Raw genomic sequence first — 18310 nt, forward strand, 5'->3', positions numbered from 1 at the left:
CCGGCCCCTCTCCCGCAGGCGGGAGAGGGGAGCAAACCCACGTATCCAGCAGGCGGGAGTGGGGAGCAAACCGAGGGTGTTCCTCCCCTCTCCCCCCGGGAGAGGGGCCGGGGGAGAGGGCAGGCGCCTCCCCTCGCTCAGAACTGATAAACCACCGAAATATCCCCGGTCAGGTTGGTCGTGCGCTGCACGATCGGGCTGTTCTTCGCATCGCCGACCAGCGCCGATACCCCGAAGTCCGCCGTGGCGAACCAGTGCTTGTTGATGAACCAGATGGCCGAGACGCCGCCGCCATAGGACTTGATCCCGCCGCTGGCACGGTATTCCGGGTGGCCGGAGCGTGCCGCCTGCTCGGGCGTCACGCCGAACCAGCGGCCCATGTAGGCCGARTCGGCCACGGTCATGGTCGGGCCGGCGAACCAGAAGAATTTCTCGGAGCTGCCCGGCAGCGGCATATAGGCGCCCAGGTCGCCAATCCAGCCGTTGGCGCCGCCGAACTGGCGCCGCGCGTTGGCCCGGATCACCAGCGGGAACGACTTCGACACCACGTAGTCGACAAACATCTTGGTCTCCGCCGCCATGCCGATATTGCCCATGCCGGCCAGGTTGTCGTGGTCCTTCTTCTCGCGGCGGCCCAGGTCGTAGGTCAGGGCGATGCCCGCGCGCCAGTGGTCATTGGAGACGATGTTCCAGCCCAGCCCTTCGCCGGTGGAGGCGAAAAACTTGTCGGCGTAGCGGATGTCGATGGTCGGCCCGCCGAAGACGTAGTAGTCGTGCGCGCCGTCGTAGCGCGGCCGCACGGTCATGGCCGCGCCGAGCCGGAATTTCCAGCCCTCGGGCTGGCCCTGGAACATCTCCACCAGCGGCACCCCCACCGAGTACTGCCATTCGGCCAGCGGCGCGGGCGTCTGCGCCCGGGCGGCCGGCGCGTGCAGCAGGGCCAGCGCGAGCAGCAGCGCGGCGAGCCACCCGGCCAGCGGTGGTGTGTGGGCTTCCGGATGTCTGGACACGTCAGGGTCCTCCCGTTGATTGTTGTGGTTCGCATGACGGCAAATCATCTTTTCACCGGCGCGCCGCCCGCGCAACTTCCTCGAATCCCACAAGCGTGTAGGAAGGACGCCGATTTCACCGGCGGCCCCCGTTGCCTACCATCCAGTCACCGTGGCCGCATCTTAGTCGCGGTCAGCCAGTTCGTCCGTACGCCAGTCGCGCCGCATCACCAGGAACGTAAAGGAGGTGGACCAGCCGATCAGCATCAGCCCCACCAGCGGCTGCACCGACGCCAGCAGCCGCAACTGGCCCATCGGGATGACGTCGCCGATACTCTGCGTGGTGAAGGTTTCCAGCGAGAAATAGACATAGGCCGCTGCCCCATGATCGTGCAGGCCCTTGAGTTCGCCGATACCGAACACGTCCGCCCCGAGCCAGTAGCCGGTGCTGAACAGCACGGCTTCCAGCACGTGGGCCAGGATGATGAGCAGGATCATGACGCCGATGTTGACCTTGCCGCTCCAGTGGCGCGGGTGCATGGCCGAGATCAGGCGCAGGGCTTCGTAGTGCACGGCCACGCAGATAATGGTCAGCATGGCGGTGATCAGGATGGCGATCAGGTATGGGGAGGCCGTGGCTTCCATAGTCGGCAAGGGTGGTTTTCTGACGCAGTGTTTCCCGGCAGACTATAGAAGCGCCCGCACGCTGACAATGCACCATGCGGCGCATGCCGAGAAAGTGAAGAAAAAGATACATTCCGGAATCCGGAGGTTCCATGAAGAACACGGTGGGCAATGTGCCGCCGCTGCATGCCGAGGGCATCGCCCCTGCCTTCCTCGCGGGTGGCGGGGAGATGGGCGCACTGATCCGCGACTTCGACTGGTCGCGCACGCCGCTGGGCACGCCCGAGACGTGGCCGCAAAGCCTGAAGACGGCCATCCGCATCATGCTGACGTCCCGCCAGCCGATCTGGGTGGGCTGGGGCGCCGATCTGCGCTTCTTCTATAACGACCCGTACAAGGCGATCATCGGCGGCAAGCATCCGGCGTCGCTGGGCGAGCCGACCGAGCGCGTCTGGAGCGAGATCTGGCACGAGATCGGGCCGATGCTGACCACGGCCATGGAGGGCAGCGAGGGCAGCTTCGTCGAGCAGAAGCTGCTCATCATGGAGCGCAACGGCTACCCGGAGGAGACCTACTACACCTTCTCCTACAGCCCTGTGCCCGACGACCACGGCGGCACGGGCGGCATCATCTGCGCCAACAGCGACGACACCGAGCSCGTGGTGGCCGAGCGCCAGCTGAAGCTGCTGCGCGAACTGGCCTCGTCGGCCACCAATGCCCGTTCCTGGGACGAAGCCTGCGCGCTGAGCCTGCGCGCGCTGGGCGCCAATCCCTATGACATTCCCTTCGCGCTGCTCTATCTGGGCGAGCGCGGCGCCGGCACGGCCACGCTGTGCGGCCACCATGGCATCGAGGTGGGCCATCCGGCCGCGCCGGCCGAGATCCGCACCGGCGGCGGCCCCTGGCCGTTTGCCGAGGTGCTGGCGCAGGGCGAGGTGATGCTGGTGGAAGACCTGTCCACGCGCTTCGGGGGGGCGACGCTGCCCGGCGGCGCCTGGCAGTTCACGCCGCGCCACGCGGCCGTGGTGCCGGTCACGCCTTCGGGCGAGACCACGCGCAGCGGCGTGCTGGTGGTGGGCCTGAACCCGTGCCGGCTGTTTGGCGACCGCTACCGCGCCTTCCTCGACCTCGTGGCGGGCCAGATCGGCCAGGCCATCAGCTACGCGCACGCCTACGAGGAAGAGCGCCGCCGCGCCGAGGCGCTGGCCGAGATCGAYCGCGCCAAGACCACCTTCTTCTCGAATATCAGCCATGAGTTCCGCACGCCGCTGACGCTGATGCTCGGGCCGCTCGAGGAACTGCTGAACCGTGCGGACGAGACCGCCGGCCCTGACGACGCCGATCGCCAGTTGGTGGAGATCACCCACCGCAACGGCCTGCGGCTGCTGAAGCTGGTCAATGCRCTGCTCGATTTCTCGCGGATCGAGGCCGGCCGGGTGCAGAAGCATCCCCAGCCCACCGACCTGCCCGCGTTCACGGCCGAACTGGCCTCGCTGTTCCGCTCGGCCATCGAGGGCGCCGGCCTGCAGCTGGTGGTGGAATGCGCGCCGCTGGGCTTCCCGGTGGCGGTGGACCGCGACATGTGGGAGACCATCGTCCTGAACCTGCTCTCCAACGCGTTCAAGTTCACCTACACCGGGGCGATTGCGGTGGCGGTGCGCGAGGCGGAGGACGGCGGCGTGGAACTGAGCATCCGCGACACCGGCATCGGCATTGCGGGGGATGAACTGCCCCGGCTGTTCGAGCGTTTCCACCGGGTGTCCGGCGCSGTGGGCCGGTCGATCGAGGGCAGCGGCATCGGCCTGGCGCTGGTACTGGAACTGGTGCGCCTGCACGACGGCGTGATCCGCGTGGAAAGCGAGGTGGGCGAAGGCACGCGCTTCGTGGTCACCCTGCCGCGCACGGCCCGGGCGGCCGCGCCGCAGCCCGCCGCGCCCGGGGCTGCGTCAAACCTGTCGACCCACGCCAGCCAGCAGGCGCTGGCCTACGTGGAAGCCGCGCGGCGCTGGACCCCCGAGGCGGAGGTGATGCCGGCTGCGGCGCTCGCCATGCTCACCCCCCCGCAGGAAGCGGTGCCCGGCGCGGTGCGCGGACATGTGATGATCGTCGATGACAACGCCGACCTGCGCGAATACATGCGCCGCATCCTGGSCGGGGCCGGCCACACGGTGGAGGTGGCCGCCGATGGCCAGGAGGCGCTGGACATGGCCCGCACGCGCGCGCCGGACCTGATCGTCTCGGACGTGATGATGCCGCGCCTGGACGGCTTCGGCCTGGTGCAGGCCGTGCGCGCCGACGCGGCGCTGCGCGAGACCCCCGTGGTGCTGCTCTCCGCCCGCGCGGGCGAGGAAGCGCGCGTCAGCGGCCTGGCCACCGGCGCGGACGACTACCTGACCAAGCCGTTCACCTCGCGCGAGTTGCTGGCGCGTGTGGCCAGCAATCTCCAGTTGTCGCACCTGCGCCGCACCACCGAACGCCGCCTGCGCGAGGAAATCGCCATGCGCACCCGGGCGCAGGAGGCGCTGCGCGAGCTGAACGACTCGCTCGAACGCCGCGTAGCGGAGACCGTGGCAGACCGGGACCGCCTCTGGGAACTGAGCGAAGACCTGTTGATGGTGGCCAGCTTCGACGGCGTGCTGGAGCGCTTCAGCCCGTCCTGGCGGCGCACGCTCGGCTATGCGGACAGCGCGCTGCTGGGCCGCTCGTGCATGGCTTTCGTCCACCCGGACGACCTCGTGGCCGTGACCGAGCAGATGATCGCGCTGCGCCACGATGGCACGGCGGTGCGCTACGAATGCCGCATGGCGCGGGCCGATGGCGGGCTGCGCTGGGTGGCGTGGACGCTCACGGTGGACCCCGCCACGGGCCGCATCCACGGCGTGGGCCGCGACGTCACCAGCGACAAGGAAGCGGCCGAGGCGCTGCGCCATGCCGACGAGGCGCTGCGCATGGCGCAGAAGATGGAAGCCATCGGCAAGCTGACCGGCGGYGTGGCGCACGACTTCAACAACCTGCTCCAGGTGATTGGCGGCAACCTGCAACTGCTGGCGCGCGATGTGTCCGGCAACGAGCGCCCCGAGGCACGCGTGCGCAACGCGCTGGCCGGGGTGGCGCGCGGGGCCAAGCTGGCGTCCCAACTGCTGGCCTTCGGCCGGCGCCAGCCGCTGGCGCCGAAGGTGGTGAACCTGGGCCGCTTTATCCGCGGGCTGGACGACATGCTGCGGCGGGCGCTCGGCGATGGCATCGAGATCGAGACCGTGGTGGCGGGCGGCCTGTGGAATACGCTGGTGGACCCGTTCCAGGTGGAAAACGCGCTGCTGAACCTGGCGATCAACGCGCGGGACGCGATGAGCGGCCACGGCCGGCTGACCATCGAGGCCGGCAACGCGGTGCTTGACGATGACTACGCGCGCCGCAATGCCGACGTGGCGCGCGGCCAGTATGTGATGGTGGCGGTGACCGATACCGGCACGGGCATGTCGCCCGAGATCCAGGCGCAGGTGTTCGAGCCGTTCTTCACCACCAAGCCCGAGGGGCAGGGCACCGGGCTGGGCCTGAGCATGGTGTACGGCTTCGTCAGGCAGTCCGGCGGGCATGTGAAGATCTACAGCGAGTCGGGGCAGGGCACCACGGTGCGGCTTTACCTGCCGCGCGTGCGCGAGGAGGAAGACCTCGAGACCGATGTCGAGGCCGGCCCGGCGGGCGGCGGCACGGAGACCGTGCTGGTGGTGGAGGATGACGAGGACGTCCGCGCGACCGTGGTGGAGATGCTGGCCAGCCTGGGCTACCGCGTGCTGAAGGCGCGCGACGCGCTGAGCGCGCTGGCCATCGTCGAAAGCGGCGTGCCGGTGGACCTGCTGTTCAGCGACGTGGTCATGCCCGGCCCGCTGCGCAGCACGGAAATGGCGCGCAAGGTGCGCGARCGGCTGCCCGGCATCGCGGTGCTGTTCACCTCGGGCTATACGGACAACGCCATCGTCCACAGCGGGCGGCTCGACGAGGGCATCGAACTGCTCAGCAAGCCGTACACGCGCGAAGCGCTCGCGCGCAAGGTGCGCCACGTGCTGGTGAGCGGCGGGGCCGAACTGGGGCCGGCGCCGGCGGAGGCACTGGGTTCGCCGGAACTGGCGATGCCGGAGATGCCACCCGTGGTGCAACTGGCACCGCAACGCATCCTCTTCGTCGAGGACGACGCGCTGGTGCGCGCCAGCACCGCGGAGCTGATGCGGACGTTCGGACTAAGTGTGGTRGAAGCGAGCACCGATGCCGAAGCGATGGCCGTGCTGCGCGAAGGGCCGGTCGATGTGCTGCTGACCGATGTGGGCCTGTCCGGCGCCTCGGGCGTGGACCTGGCGATGGATGCCTGCCGGCTGCAACCGGCGCTGCGGGTGATCTTCGTGAGCGGCTACGACGTGGTGCTCACGCCCGTGCAGCGTGCCGCCTTGCCAAACGCGGTCACGCTGCGAAAGCCCTACGCGCTGCCGGCATTTCTCGGCGTCTTGCAGGGCTGATGCCTTTTTCCCCTCTCTCAGAGGGAGAGGGGAGCAAATCACGCTGGCGCTCAGATCAGCGTCTGCGCGACCACGGCGGCGGCGGAACCGCTCGCCACGACGACGGCCACCCAGCCGCCCACGAGTACTGCACTGTTACGGAAAGTCATGATGGACTCCAGGAATGACAACCCGGAGCCCGCCTCGGGGAGCCCCGAGGCTACTGCTCCGTTTGTCTGACGTAMTTCCAATCCGCCGTCATCGGGCGGGACTCAGGCGTTGGCGCCTTCGGTGAACGGGTCGAACTTGCCTTGGCGGGCGCCATCCAGGTACGGATCAGCGGTGCGGGCCGGGCTGGCCGAGACACCGGTACGATCCAGGCCGGCTACCGTGCGGGCGCCTTCGCTGAACGTGTCGAACTTGCCTTGGCGGGCGCCGTCCAGGTACGGGTCGGCGGTGCGGGCCGGGCTGGCCGAGACACCGGTACGATCCAGGCCGGCAACGGTGCGGGCACCGTCGGTGAACGGGTCAGCCTTGCCAACGCGGGCACCATCGACATACGGGTTACGCGGTTCGTTCACGCCGCTGGCGCGGGCGCCATCGGTGAAGGCGTTGCGGGCGTCGTTCACGCGGTAGCTGTAGCCGTAGACTTCRCCRGTCTTGTTGGCGGGAGCGGCTTGCGCAGCGCCAGTSACGAAGGCGGCGGCGAGGGCGGCGGCGGTAAGGATGGTCTTGGCGTTCATGGTGTGGCTCCTTGTCTTCGTTTGGGCCGGGCGATCTCGGTTGGAGGTGGATCGCGGGGCCGTCGGTGCTGCGTTGTTTTGCTGCGTTGTGGCGGGGCTTTTTCTTTGCTGCTATCTACTGGTAGGTAGAGGATCAGGGCTAAAAAAAAGACCGCCTTCCGGTACTGATTGACTACTTGTACTGCGTGGACCGGGACTGCATCGCGGGGCTTGTTTCTGTTTGCCGGGTGATGCAGCGCTGTCCATGGCTCGAATATTATCTACTACTAGATAGACAAGCAAGGACTTTTTGCGCCGCGCCATCGTATTTCCTTCGAAAAGTGGGCGATTTGCCCCGGCAGGCTGGATGGTGTGMCGACCTAAGTCATTGATTTTTATACATAACCATAAAGGTTCCGTCCTGCCACGTCGAGGATTAGAGTAAACGCTCTAGCCTCGTAGATCCTTTGCATTGCGCTGCGCAACGAGCGCTTCGAGCAACGTTTGCGTCTGCTCGCGGATCACTTCCTGCACCCGGGCGGTCTCGGCTTCACCAAAGGACTCCCAGTGCAGCGCCTTGAGCACGTGGCGGCGCATGACCTTGAAGGCCGCTACCTGGCTGTCGATGGCGATGGTGCGGATGCGCGTCGCCTCGTCCGTGGCCGGCTGACCGGTCAGGCGCCCGATCACCTGCGACGTCACCGCGAAAATGCGGCGGTTGATGCCCGCGTCGATGCGCTCGAACGCGGCCGGCGGCCCGAGCCCGGCGCGCTCGCGCGCCATGAACTGGCGCCAGTGGTCGGTGTCCGGGCATTCAAGCAGGAAGGTGGTGAAGCGCAGTTGCAGGCCCAGGTAGGCATCGATCAACTCGGCGTCGGTGGCGTCCGGACGGGCCACGACGGCCTCGGCGGCGATCACCACATCGGCCAGCAGGCCCCAGGCGCGGTCCACGAAGTAGTCGATGCACGCCAGGTACACGCCTTCCTTATTGTCGAAGTAGTACTGGAGCGCGGGCGCGTTGACCCCGGCCTCGCGGGCGATGTCGCGCGTGGAGGCCCCGTCGAAACCGTGCGCGCCAAAGAGCCGCAGCGCGGCGTCGATGATCCGCGCGCGCGTTTCCTCGCCGCGCTGGTAGCCGCCTTCGGTTGCGGGCTTGTGTCGGGCCATGTTGCGTTTTCCTCAGTCCGTGGGCAGGCAGAAATATATCAGTTGACACATTTATTCCAAGTGGAATAATTGCGCGATCGCCCTCAATAGTGCTGTCGAAGCCCCGCGCCCCCATGTCCGCCCCCCAATCTTCTGCCGCCGCCCATCCGGCTGCCGGCCTCCCTGCATCCACTGGATCTTCCACGCGCAAGCCGCGTGCCGTCTCCCGCCGCCGCACCGTGCTGCTCGCCCTGGGCGCGCTCGCGCTGCTGGCCGCCGTGGTGTTCGGTGTGCGCTGGTGGCTGGTAGGCCGCTTTATCGAAAGCACCGACGATGCCTACCTCCAGGCGGACAGCGTGACGGTGGCGCCGAAGGTGAGCGGCTACGTGGCCGAAGTCTTCGTGCGCGACAACCAGCAGGTCATCGCCGGCCAGGCGCTGGTGCGGCTGGACAATCGCCAGTACCAGGCTGCCTTCGATGAGGCGCAGGCCACCGTGGCCTCGCGCCAGGCGGACGTGGCGCGGGCCGAGGCCGACCTCGCCCAGCAGAAGGCCCGCATCGCCCAGGCCGGCGCCGAGGTGGAAGGCGCGCGCGCCAACGCCCGCTACGCCGCCTCGCAGGTGGAGCGCTACGCGCCGYTGGTGAAGTCCGGTGCCGAGACCGAGGAACGCACCGCCGAACTGCGCAACGCCCAGACCCGCGCCGGTACCACGCTGGCTGCCAACGAGGCCGCGCTGCGCGTGGAGCAGAGCCAGGTGGTGACGCTGCAGGCGCGGCTCCAGCAGGCGCAGGCGCAACTGGAGGTGGGACAGGCCAGCGCGCGGCAGGCCCGGCTCGACCTGGACGACACCGTGGTTCGCGCCACCAACGCCGGCCGCGTGGCCGACAAGGGCGTGCGCGTGGGCCAGTTCGCCCAGCCCGGCACCCGCCTGCTGACCGTGGTGCCGGTGCAGGACCTCTACCTGACCGCCAATTTCAAGGAAACGCAGGTCGGGCGCATGCGTCCCGGCCAGCGCGTGACGCTGCATGTGGATGCGCTGCCCGGTGAAGACCTCCACGGCGTGGTGGACAGCCTCTCGCCCGGCACCGGCTCGCAGTTCGCGCTGCTGCCGGCGCAGAACGCCACCGGCAACTTCACCAAGATCGTCCAGCGCGTGCCGGTGCGGATTCATGTCGATGTGACGCCGGAGGCGCGCGCGGTGCTGATGCCGGGCCTCTCCGTGGTGGTGGATGTCGATACGCGCGACATGCATCCGGTGCAAGCCCGCGCCGGCGAGGCCCGCCATGGCTGAAGCGGCGCTCCCCGCCGGGGCTGCCCCCGCCACGCCACCGAACGACAAGCCCGCCAACGCCACCGCCGCCGACTGGATCGCCGTGGCCGCCGGCTCGCTCGGCGCACTGCTGGCCACGCTCGACATCTCCATCACCAACTCGGCGCTGCCMCAGATCCAGGGCCAGATCGGCGCGGCCGGCACCGAGGGCACGTGGGTCTCCACCGGCTACCTGATGGCCGAGATCGTCATCATCCCGCTCACCGCGTGGCTGACGCGGGTGTTCGGGCTGCGCCGCTTCCTGATGTGGAACGCGCTGCTGTTCACGGCGTTCTCGATGATGTGCGGCCTGTCCCATTCGCTGCCGGAGATGGTCATCGGCCGGATCGGGCAGGGCTTTGCCGGCGGGGCGATGATCCCCACCGCGCAGACCATCGTCCGCACCCGGCTGCCGCGCCACCAGATGCCGATCGGCATGTCGATGTTCGGCCTGATCGTGCTGCTTGGGCCGCTGCTGGGCCCCGTGGTGGGCGGCTGGCTGGCCGAGAACGTGAACTGGCGCTGGTGYTTCTTCCTGAACCTGCCGGTGACCGCCGTGCTGGTGCCGCTGCTGTACTTCGGGCTCAAGCAGGARCGCGCGGACCTGTCGGCCTTCATCAAGGCGGACTGGCTCGGSATTATCGGGCTGGCCATCGGCCTCAGTTCGCTGACCGTGGTGCTCGAGGAGGGCCAGCGCGAGCAGTGGTTCGAGTCGGCGACCATCGTCTACCTGTCCGCCCTGTCGGCCATCGGCCTGGGGATGATGTTCGTCGCCCAGTTCACGGCCAAGACACCCATCGTGCGGCTGCGACTGCTGCTGAACAAGAACTACGCGAGCGTGATTTTGATCGTCTCGGTGGTCGGGGCGGGGCTGTACGGGGTGTCCTACCTGCTGCCGCAGTTCCTGGCCACGATTGCCGGCTACAACGCCGAGCAGGCTGGCGGGATCATGCTGCTGTCCGGGCTGCCGGCCTTCCTGATGATGCCGGTGCTGCCGCGCCTGCTCGGCAAGGTGGACAGCCGCTGGCTGGTTATCACCGGGCTGGTGTGCTTCTTCGGCAGCTGCATGCTCGACATCAGCCTGACGACGGACAGCGTGGGGCATGACTTCACGCTGTCGCAGATCCTGCGCGGCTTCGGGCAGATTTTGGCGATGATGCCGCTGAATCAGGCGTCGATGGCGGCCGTGGCCACCCATGAGGCYGGCGATGCCGCCGGGCTCTACAACATGGCCCGCAACCTGGGCGGCTCGATCGGGCTGGCGCTGCTCGGCACGCTGATCGACCGCCGCAACGCCTACCACGACGSGGTGATCCGCGAATCGGTCACGGCCAATAGTTCGATCGGGCAGGAGCATATGTCCKCCAGCATCGCCAGCTTCGTGGCGCAGGGCGGCGACTACGCCCACGCCAGCCTGCAGGCCGTGGCGCAGTTGTCCGGCGAGATCGCCCGGCAGGCTGCGGTGATGACGTTCTCGGAAACCTTCTAYGCCCTCGGGCTGGCGCTGCTGTGCTGCGTGCCGCTGGCGCTGCTGCTGAAGGCGCCTCGTCCGGGCGCAGCCCCGGTCGAAGCCGGTCACTAAATCGATAAATAAAGCGGTACCTAATATGTACGCACCCCTTCGCGCCGCCCGGCCGGCGCTGATTCTCCTTGTTGCCGCCCTGGCCGCCGCCGGCTGCACCGTGGGCCCCGACTACCGCACCGCCCCGGAAGTGGCCGGCAATGCGGTGGCGGCCGGCACCTTCCCGCACGCACCGAAACTGGCCGAGGCTCGCCAGCCTGACGTGGCCGACTGGTGGCGCGCGCTGGGCGACCCGCTGCTGGCCAACCTGATCGAAACCGCGCTGCGTGACAGCCCGGACATCCGCGCCTCGCGCGCCCGCGTGCGGCAAGCCCGCGCCGGGCTGGCCGGCAATCGCGCCAACCTGATGCCGAAGGTGAACGCCAGCGCCGCCATGCTGCGCACGCGCGAGCCGGACCTCGCCTCGTTCGGCGGGGAAGGTGGGGGTGGCGGCGGCCGGGGGCCGCTGTCGCTCTATATTGCCGGGTTCGATGCCAGTTGGGAACTCGACCTGTTCGGCGGCACGCGCCGCGCCATCGAAGCGGCATCCGCCGAGGCCGAGGCCGCCGATGCCGATCTGGCCGACGCCCACGTGCAACTGGCCGCCGAAGTGGCGCAGGCCTACGTCACGCTGCGCGAGCAGCAGGCCAGCCTGGCCCATCTGCGCGCGTCGGAGACGCTGGAAGCCGACATGCTCGACCTGACCCGCCAGCGCCGCGCGCGCGGCGTGGCCTCCGAACTGGAAGTGGAACGGCTGCTGACGCAACTGGAGAACACGCGCGCCCGCATCGCGCCGGTGGAAGCGGGTTTGATCGAATCGTTCGATCAACTTGCACTGCTGACCGGCCGCCCGCCCGGCACGCTCGACACCGCGCTGGGTCCCTCGCGCGACCTGCCGGTGCTGCCSGAGACCGTGGCCGTGGGCGATCCCGCCACGCTGCTCAAGGCCCGGCCGGACATCCGCGTGGCCGAACGCCGGCTGGCCTCGCGYACGGCGCAGATCGGCGAGCGCAAGGCGGACTGGTTCCCGAAGGTATCGCTGCTGGGCTCGCTCGGCTTCAGTGCGATGGACCCCGGCCACCTCGTCCGCAAGGAGAACGGCACGTGGCTGACGCTGCCGCGCCTGCAATGGAACATCCTCGATTTTGGCCGGGTGGCGGCGAGTGTCGATAACGCCGAGGCCGGCCGGGACGAGGCCGAGGCCAGCTACGARAGCGTGGTGCTCAAGGCGCTGCGCGACGCCGACGTGGCGCTCTCCCGCTACGGGCACCAGCGCGACAACGTGGTGGTGCTGCGCCGCGTGGAGGCGTCCGCCGAGCGCGCCTCCACGCTCCAGCAGCAGCGCTACCGGGCGGGCACCGCCAGCATGCTCGAATGGCTGGACGTGGAGCGCACCCGCGTGGTGGCCCAGCAGGACCGGATTTCGGGCGATGCCAACCTGCTCAAGGACTACGTCTCGCTGCAGAAGGCGCTCGGACTGGGCTGGCGCACCTAAGAAAACGCCTACACGCAAACCAGACGCCGACCCCTGTCGGCGCCATCGCGCGCCCGGCACAGTGGCGTGTGGATAGAATCCGGGTGGGCGGCATCGGCATCGGATTAGCTGGCGCCGCCCCCGCGCCGCGGTTTGCAACAATGTGTTACAGACCCCATCGGCGCGTGCCCCGGACGCCCCCATGCACTTCAACGCCAACGACAGTCTCCTGATCAACGTGGTTGCCAGCATGGTGGTGGTCCTGGCCGGCACGCTGGTGGTCAAGCTGATCAACCGCTTCTTCTCGGGGCGGCTGCAGGCGGACAACCGGGGCGCCTATCGCGCCTGGACCGTGGCGTCGCGCAACGTGGTGGCGGCGGTGATGTTCCTGCTGTTGCTCGGCATCTGGGTGTCGGAGCTGAAGAGCGTGGCCATTTCGCTGGCGGCGTTCGCGGCGGCCCTGATCCTGGTCGGCAAGGAACTGGTGATGTGTTTCCTGGGCGCGTTCATGCGAATGATCACGCGCCCCTACCAGCTGGGCGATCTGGTCGAGATCGGGCCGTTCGGCGGGGAGGTCATCGACATGGATGTCATGTCGACCACGCTGGTGGAGGTGGCGCCCACGCGCCAGTACACGGGTTTCACGGTGCAGGTGCCGAACAGCCTGTTGATGACCACGGCCGTGCGCAACCATTCGCAGGCCGGCAAGTACACGCTGGACATGGTGCGCATTCCGCTGGCGGTGGGCATGGACCCGGACGTGGTGGAGGCGCAGCTGCTGGCCGTGGCGCGCCAGGCGTGCGAGCCGTTCATGGAAGAGGCCGGCCGCACGCTGCGCCGCTACGGCGACATGCGCTTCGTGGACCTGTCGCAGTTCGAGCCGCGCGTGCTGTTCGATCCCGTGGACGCGGAGCGGGTGGACGCCATCGTACGGTTCCCGGTGCCCGTGAGCGCGCGCCTGCCGGTGGCCCAGCAGATCGTGCGCGGCTACTACCGCGCGTGCACCCTCCCGCAGGCGGAGGCGGCGGTATAAGGTGGRAGGAAGATGAAAAGGGATCGGACGCAGAGCCGATCCCGCAATGCAGCAAGATGGCCTGACGGGGATCTTCTAGGAGAGCGGACCATGGCGCCGATGCTGAGGCTCTGGATGGACGGGGTGGGCGGGCCGGACTGGACCGGCTGGCGGCGCGGCCGCTCGCTGGYGGCGCTGCTGCTGGCCTCGTTCTGCCTGGCCGTGCTGGCCGGCTGCGCGAGCCTGCCTGCCAATGCCGGCCGCACCCCCAGCTACGCGGCCAAGGACACCAGCGGCACGCTGCTGGCCCGCACCCTGGCGCCCCGGCTGGCGCAGAACCCCGGAAAGTCGGTCTTCTACCCGCTCGGCGCCGGGCCGGACGCGCTGGCCGCCCGCATGGCGCTGGCGCGMGCCGCCCAGAAGACGCTGGACATCCAGTACTACATCTTCGACATCGACCAAACCGGCAGCGTGCTGATGGGCGACCTGATCGACGCGGCCGACCGGGGCGTGCGCGTGCGCATCCTGATGGATGACATCCACACCGAGAAGCAGGACAAGACCTGGGCGGCGGTCGATTCCCATCCCAATATCGAAGTGCGCATCTTCAACCCGTTCGCCAGCCGCCGCGCGCGCTGGTTCGAACTGGCGTTTGATTTCGGCCGGCTTAACCGCCGCATGCACAACAAGCAGATGACGGTGGATAACCTCGTCACCATCGTCGGCGGGCGCAATATCGGCGACGCCTATTTCTCGGCCAAGCCGGACATGGATTTCAGCGATCTGGACGTGATGGTGGCCGGCCCCGCCGTGCCGGCCGCGAGCGCCGTGTTCGACGAATACTGGAACAGCGAGAGCGCCTACCCGGTGGCCACGCTGGTGCCCGAGGGCAAGGAGGCGCCGGACGAGTTGCGGGCCTTCCGCAAGGCCATCGAGGCGCGCGGAGACCAGGTGCGCGCCAGCGAGTTCGTGCAGGAGCTGCTCGACTCGGGGCTGGTGCGCGGCATCGAGCTGGGCCATCTGCCCGGCTACTGGGGCGGRGCGCGCGTCATCTCGGACAAGGCCGARAAGGTGGAGGAAGACCCCGACGACCCCACCTCCCACGCCATTCCGCAGTTGCGCGCGATGATGGAAAAGGCGGAGCGCGAGCTGGTGCTGGTGTCGCCCTATTTCGTGCCCGACGACGAGAACATGGCCTGGCTGGCCGGCATCGCCAAGCGGGGGGTGAAGATCCGCGTGCTGACCAACTCGTTCGCCGCCACGGACGTGGCCGCCGTGCACGCCGGCTACGCGCCGCGGCGCAAGGCGCTGCTGCGGGCCGGCATCGACCTCTATGAACTGAAGCCCACCGCCAACGCCGAACTGGCGCGCAGCCAGGCGCGCAAGAGCCGGATGTTCGCCTCCAGCCGCGCCAGCCTGCACGCCAAGACCTATGTGGTGGACCGGCGGCTGCTGTTCATCGGCTCCCTGAACCTGGATCCGCGCTCGATCAAGCTCAATACGGAGATGGGCGTGGTGCTGGACAGCCCCGCGCTGGCCGAACGGCTGGTCAAGAGCATGGATGACGGGCTRCTCGACATCGCCTACAAGGTGGAACTGCGCAAGAGCGAGGGCGGCGGGGAGTCCATGACCTGGACCACGCGCGAGAAGGGGCAGCTCTCCACCGTGGACAGCGAGCCCGGCATGAGCGTGTGGCAGCACATGGGCATCGGCATCCTGCGCGTGCTGCCGGTGGAGGATCAGCTATAGGGCTAGGGTGGGATCGGCGCCGGGCGGCTCGGCGGACTGGAGCAGGTGCTCCTGCAGCCGCGACAGTTCCGGGGCGATGCCGCCCGGAAAGCCTTGCCGGCCCCCGCGCTTGTCGATCAGCAGGTCGGCCAGGAAGAGCGTGACCGGGGTGGGGTAGCCCTGCTGGCCAGCCAGCGCGGCAAGCTGGTTGGCGATGCGCGGATAGGTGTGGAACAGCTCGAAGGGGCGCACCTCGCGCGGTAGYTGCGCGAGCCACTTCAGCGCGGCGGGCGTCAGCGCCTGCGTGGCCGGGTCCGGCGGCTGGCGGGCGTCGCGCCAGTCCACGGTGCCGGTAGTCGGCACCTCGCCGTCGAGAATCTTCCTGGCTTCCTCGACGGTGACAAATTCGAACGAAATCGGGTCCATGGCAATCGGTGGCAAGACGGCGCGGAATGCGCGCCGACACCGCATTCTATCGGCATCTCCAGCCGGAAGTTGACAGCCGTGCGCGAAAGTCAGCGTAAAAGTCGGCGCGAAAGTCATGCCAGCGCGCCGCAACCCTCATGGCAGGGGCCCGGCCGGTCGRCGACGATAAAAGCGTTGCCGGAGCCCATGATGACCTACACCCTGATGATCGAGAATGACTGCCTGCCCATGGCCTTGCGCGCCGGGGCCGAACTGGCCTGCGCCGGGGGCACGCTGTGGCTGACGCTGGAAGGTGCCCGGCCGCGGCGCTCGCCGGATATCGTGCTGACGGCTGGCCAGCGGCACCGCGTGACCGAGGACGCCACCTATTTCCTGACCGCGCTGGGCCATGGCGCCGTGACCGTGTGCCGGGTCATCGCCCCGCCTGCCCCGCCGCTACGGGCCCGGTGGCGCTGGCACAGCCTGCCGCTGCGCTGAGGCGGGCGCCACCCGGGCCGCCTCGGCGCGAATCCAGGCGGCCACGCGCGCCACGTCTTCGCGTGGGTGGTCGGTGGCGTGGATCAGCCAGAAGGCGTTGGGGCTGGCCAGCGCGGCGCCGGGCATATCGACGACCGCCAGTTGCCCGCCCGCGATCAGCGGCTGGATCAGTTCCAGCCGCCCGAGCGCCACGCCCTGGCCGGCCAGCGCCGCGTGAATCATCTGGTCATATTGGTTGAATCGCAGGATGCCGCGCCGGCTKGCCTGCCGGTAGCCGTGCGCGCCGAGCCAGCTGCGCCAGTGCAGCCACGGGCGCGGGTCATCGAATTCCAGCAGGGGCARCTGGGCGAGGTCTTCCACGGCGGTCAGCCGGTGCGCGCCGAGCGAGGGATGGGCGACCGGGGCGATGGTCTCGTCGAACAGGCGGATCGCGTCCGCCGGGGCGTCGGCCTCGCGGCAATAGCGGATGGCGAGGTCGATGCCRTCCGCGCGCAGGTCGCTGATCTGGTTGCTGGCGGAGAGCCGCACGTCCAACTGCGGATGGGCGCGCTGCAGGCTGCCCAGGCGCGGCAGCAGCCACAGTCCCGCCACGCCGATGCTGGCCGTCACGGTCACCGGCTGGCGGCCATCGCGCTTGCGTAGTTCGCCGGCCACGTCCTGGAGTTGCTGCACCGCGCCATCTGCGCTGCGGAACAGCCGCTCGCCTTCGGGCGTGAAGGCCACGCCGCGATGCTGGCGCACGAACAGCCGAACCTGGAGGTGGTCTTCCAGCGCGCGGATCTGCCGGCTGACGGCGGACTGCGTCAGGCACAGGTCGTCCGCTGCCTGGGTGATGCTCATGCGCCGGCCCACGGCCACGAAGCCCTTGAGCAGATCGAGCGGGAACAGCCGGGCGAGCGGGACGGACATGGCGGGATGGGTGGGGAAGGTGTTGGGATTAAAGCACGGCTCGGCCCCCGCTGCCATGACCACCACGCATGGCAGGAGGGCGAAAATGTCGCTTGAGCCTGCGCCCCCGATCGCCTGAAATAGAGCGATCTCCCAACCCGATCGTCCCATCCTCCCGACATGACCCAACGCCCCGCCTCCCATGCCGCCGGCGCATTGCCGACCGGTTCGCCACCCTGGTGGCGCACCGCCTGGTTCCTGCTGCTGGCCGGCGGGCTGGTGATGGGGCTGGCGCTCGGTGCGCGCCACGTGCAGGGCCTGTTCATGCTGCCGATCATCACGGACCGGGGCTGGACGCGCGAGACCTTCGCCTTCGCCATGGCCGTGCAGAACCTGACCTGGGGGCTGGCCCAGCCCTTCACGGGCATGGTGGCGGACCGCTTCGGCTCCGCCCGGGTGATGCTGGCCGGGCTGTCGCTGTACGCGGTCGGCCTGTTCCTGATGGCACAGGCGGCCACGCCGGCGGCCTTCGTCTGGTCGGCGGGGCTGTGCGTGGGCGGGGCGCTGTCCGGCACCACCTTCGGCGTGGTCTACGGCGCCTTGAGCCGGATGATCGCGCCGGCGCAGCGCAGCCGKGCGCTGGGGCTCGCCGGSGCGATGGGTGGCATCGGCCAGTTCCTGCTGGTGCCGGGCGCGCAGGTGATGATCCTCCAGGCCGGCTGGCGCGGCGCGCTGGTGATCCTGGCCGTGACCGCCGCCGCCATGCTCCCGCTGGCGCTGCCATTCCAGGATCGGACGCACCCCGCCAGCGGTGCCGGTGCCGGGGGCGCCCAGCCGCCGCTGCTCGGGGCGGTGCGCGAGGCCTTCCGCCATTCGGGCTTCTGGCTGCTCAACCTCGGCTTCCTYGCATGTGGCTTTCAGTTGGCTTTTATCGCCAATCACCTGCCGGCCTACCTGCGGGACAAGGGCATGCAGCCGTCCGAAGGCATGGYGGCGCTGGCGATCATCGCGCTGGCCAATATCGCCGGGACGTACTGGTTCGGCGTGCTGGGCGGGCGGCATTCGCGCAAGTATCTGCTGGCCGGTATCTATTTAGTACGAACGGCGGCGATGGCGCTGTTCGTGCTGCTGCCCCTCAGCGCCGCCACGCTTTACGGGTTTGCGGCGGTGATGGGCTTCCTCTGGCTCGGCACCGTGCCGCTGACCAGCGGCATCGTCTCGCAGGTCTTCGGCGTGCGCTACATCACCACGCTGTTCGGCTTCGTGTTCTTCGGCCATCAGCTTGGCTCGTTCCTCGGGGTCTGGCTGGGCGGGGTGGTGTTCGAGGCCACGCGCTCCTACGACCTGGTGTGGATGGGGGCGATGGCGCTCGGGGTGGTAGCCGCCGCGCTGCACTGGCCGATCGACGACCGGGAGATCGTCCGCGCGGGCTGGCCGCAGCCGCAACGCTGAGTTCGGCCGGC

At 69.0% G+C, this 18310-nt stretch carries 14 protein-coding genes; 8 read left to right on the plus strand and 6 right to left on the minus strand.

Going from position 1 to position 18310, the window contains the following annotated elements:
* Nucleotides 1–137: 137 nt before the first annotated feature.
* Both AB4Z27_RS17780 and AB4Z27_RS17785 read right to left on the minus strand, forming a co-directional pair.
* Nucleotides 138–1058: a MipA/OmpV family protein gene (locus tag AB4Z27_RS17780; protein ID WP_092293670.1), complete on the minus strand. Its 921-nt coding sequence runs from the start codon at nucleotides 1056–1058 to the stop codon at nucleotides 138–140.
* Between the two features lie 114 nt (nucleotides 1059–1172).
* Nucleotides 1173–1634 (minus strand): ion channel, encoded by a 462-nt coding sequence (locus tag AB4Z27_RS17785; protein ID WP_441591373.1) that lies wholly within the window; start codon nucleotides 1632–1634, stop codon nucleotides 1173–1175.
* Nucleotides 1635–1765: 131 nt separating this feature from the next.
* Here AB4Z27_RS17785 and AB4Z27_RS17790 point away from each other — a divergent pair, with 131 nt between their 5' ends.
* Nucleotides 1766–6124, plus strand: coding sequence for a response regulator (locus tag AB4Z27_RS17790; RefSeq protein WP_441644932.1), 4359 nt, complete (start codon nucleotides 1766–1768; stop codon nucleotides 6122–6124).
* Between the two features lie 251 nt (nucleotides 6125–6375).
* On the opposite strand, the gene AB4Z27_RS17795 is transcribed toward AB4Z27_RS17790, so the two are convergent.
* A complete protein-coding gene (locus tag AB4Z27_RS17795) occupies nucleotides 6376–6846 on the minus strand; it encodes a copper resistance protein CopQ (RefSeq protein WP_441591309.1) in 471 nt (156 codons plus the stop codon).
* Between the two features lie 429 nt (nucleotides 6847–7275).
* Nucleotides 7276–7992: a CerR family C-terminal domain-containing protein gene (locus AB4Z27_RS17800; RefSeq protein ID WP_441591310.1), complete on the minus strand. Its 717-nt coding sequence runs from the start codon at nucleotides 7990–7992 to the stop codon at nucleotides 7276–7278.
* A 113-nt stretch (nucleotides 7993–8105) separates the two neighbouring features.
* Between AB4Z27_RS17800 and AB4Z27_RS17805 the strand changes: the two genes are divergently transcribed.
* From AB4Z27_RS17805 to AB4Z27_RS17825, 5 genes are all read left to right on the plus strand, one after another.
* Nucleotides 8106–9263 (plus strand): HlyD family secretion protein, encoded by a 1158-nt coding sequence (locus AB4Z27_RS17805; RefSeq protein ID WP_092293662.1) that lies wholly within the window; start codon nucleotides 8106–8108, stop codon nucleotides 9261–9263.
* Complete coding sequence (locus AB4Z27_RS17810) at nucleotides 9256–10863, plus strand: MDR family MFS transporter (protein ID WP_441644933.1); 1608 nt, start codon at nucleotides 9256–9258, stop codon at nucleotides 10861–10863. Before AB4Z27_RS17805 ends, AB4Z27_RS17810 begins: the two co-directional genes overlap by 8 nt.
* Before the next feature lie 25 nt (nucleotides 10864–10888).
* Nucleotides 10889–12337 carry an efflux transporter outer membrane subunit gene (locus tag AB4Z27_RS17815; RefSeq protein ID WP_441644934.1) on the plus strand — a complete coding sequence of 483 codons (1449 nt, stop codon included), beginning with the start codon at nucleotides 10889–10891 and terminating at the stop codon, nucleotides 12335–12337.
* Nucleotides 12338–12518: 181 nt separating this feature from the next.
* Nucleotides 12519–13349: a mechanosensitive ion channel domain-containing protein gene (locus AB4Z27_RS17820; protein ID WP_092293656.1), complete on the plus strand. Its 831-nt coding sequence runs from the start codon at nucleotides 12519–12521 to the stop codon at nucleotides 13347–13349.
* 99 nt (nucleotides 13350–13448) lie between these two features.
* Complete coding sequence (locus AB4Z27_RS17825) at nucleotides 13449–15077, plus strand: phospholipase D family protein (protein ID WP_441644964.1); 1629 nt, start codon at nucleotides 13449–13451, stop codon at nucleotides 15075–15077.
* Here the strand turns inward: AB4Z27_RS17825 and AB4Z27_RS17830 are convergent.
* Nucleotides 15072–15482, minus strand: coding sequence for a hypothetical protein (locus AB4Z27_RS17830; protein ID WP_092293654.1), 411 nt, complete (start codon nucleotides 15480–15482; stop codon nucleotides 15072–15074). The two genes, AB4Z27_RS17825 and AB4Z27_RS17830, sit on opposite strands and share 6 nt — an antisense overlap.
* Before the next feature lie 186 nt (nucleotides 15483–15668).
* Here AB4Z27_RS17830 and AB4Z27_RS17835 point away from each other — a divergent pair, with 186 nt between their 5' ends.
* Nucleotides 15669–15959: a DUF2917 domain-containing protein gene (locus AB4Z27_RS17835; protein ID WP_255370774.1), complete on the plus strand. Its 291-nt coding sequence runs from the start codon at nucleotides 15669–15671 to the stop codon at nucleotides 15957–15959.
* On the opposite strand, the gene AB4Z27_RS17840 is transcribed toward AB4Z27_RS17835, so the two are convergent.
* Nucleotides 15918–16868, minus strand: a complete 951-nt coding sequence (locus AB4Z27_RS17840) for a LysR substrate-binding domain-containing protein (RefSeq protein ID WP_441644935.1) — start codon at nucleotides 16866–16868, stop codon at nucleotides 15918–15920. The genes AB4Z27_RS17835 and AB4Z27_RS17840 overlap by 42 nt on opposite strands.
* 159 nt (nucleotides 16869–17027) lie before the next feature.
* Here AB4Z27_RS17840 and AB4Z27_RS17845 point away from each other — a divergent pair, with 159 nt between their 5' ends.
* Nucleotides 17028–18299: an MFS transporter gene (locus AB4Z27_RS17845; protein ID WP_441644936.1), complete on the plus strand. Its 1272-nt coding sequence runs from the start codon at nucleotides 17028–17030 to the stop codon at nucleotides 18297–18299.
* Nucleotides 18300–18310 lie beyond the last annotated feature (11 nt).

Source organism: Cupriavidus sp. KB_39, from assembly GCF_052114485.1.
GTDB lineage: Bacteria > Pseudomonadota > Gammaproteobacteria > Burkholderiales > Burkholderiaceae > Cupriavidus.

Coding starts and splice junctions, on each gene's coding strand:
- AB4Z27_RS17820 (WP_092293656.1), top strand. CDS start 12,519: ATGCACTTCAACGCCAACGACAGTCTCCTGATCAACGTGGTTGCCAGC.
- AB4Z27_RS17785 (WP_441591373.1), bottom strand. CDS start 1,634: ATGGAAGCCACGGCCTCCCCATACCTGATCGCCATCCTGATCACCGCC.
- AB4Z27_RS17800 (WP_441591310.1), bottom strand. CDS start 7,992: ATGGCCCGACACAAGCCCGCAACCGAAGGCGGCTACCAGCGCGGCGAG.
- AB4Z27_RS17835 (WP_255370774.1), top strand. CDS start 15,669: ATGATGACCTACACCCTGATGATCGAGAATGACTGCCTGCCCATGGCC.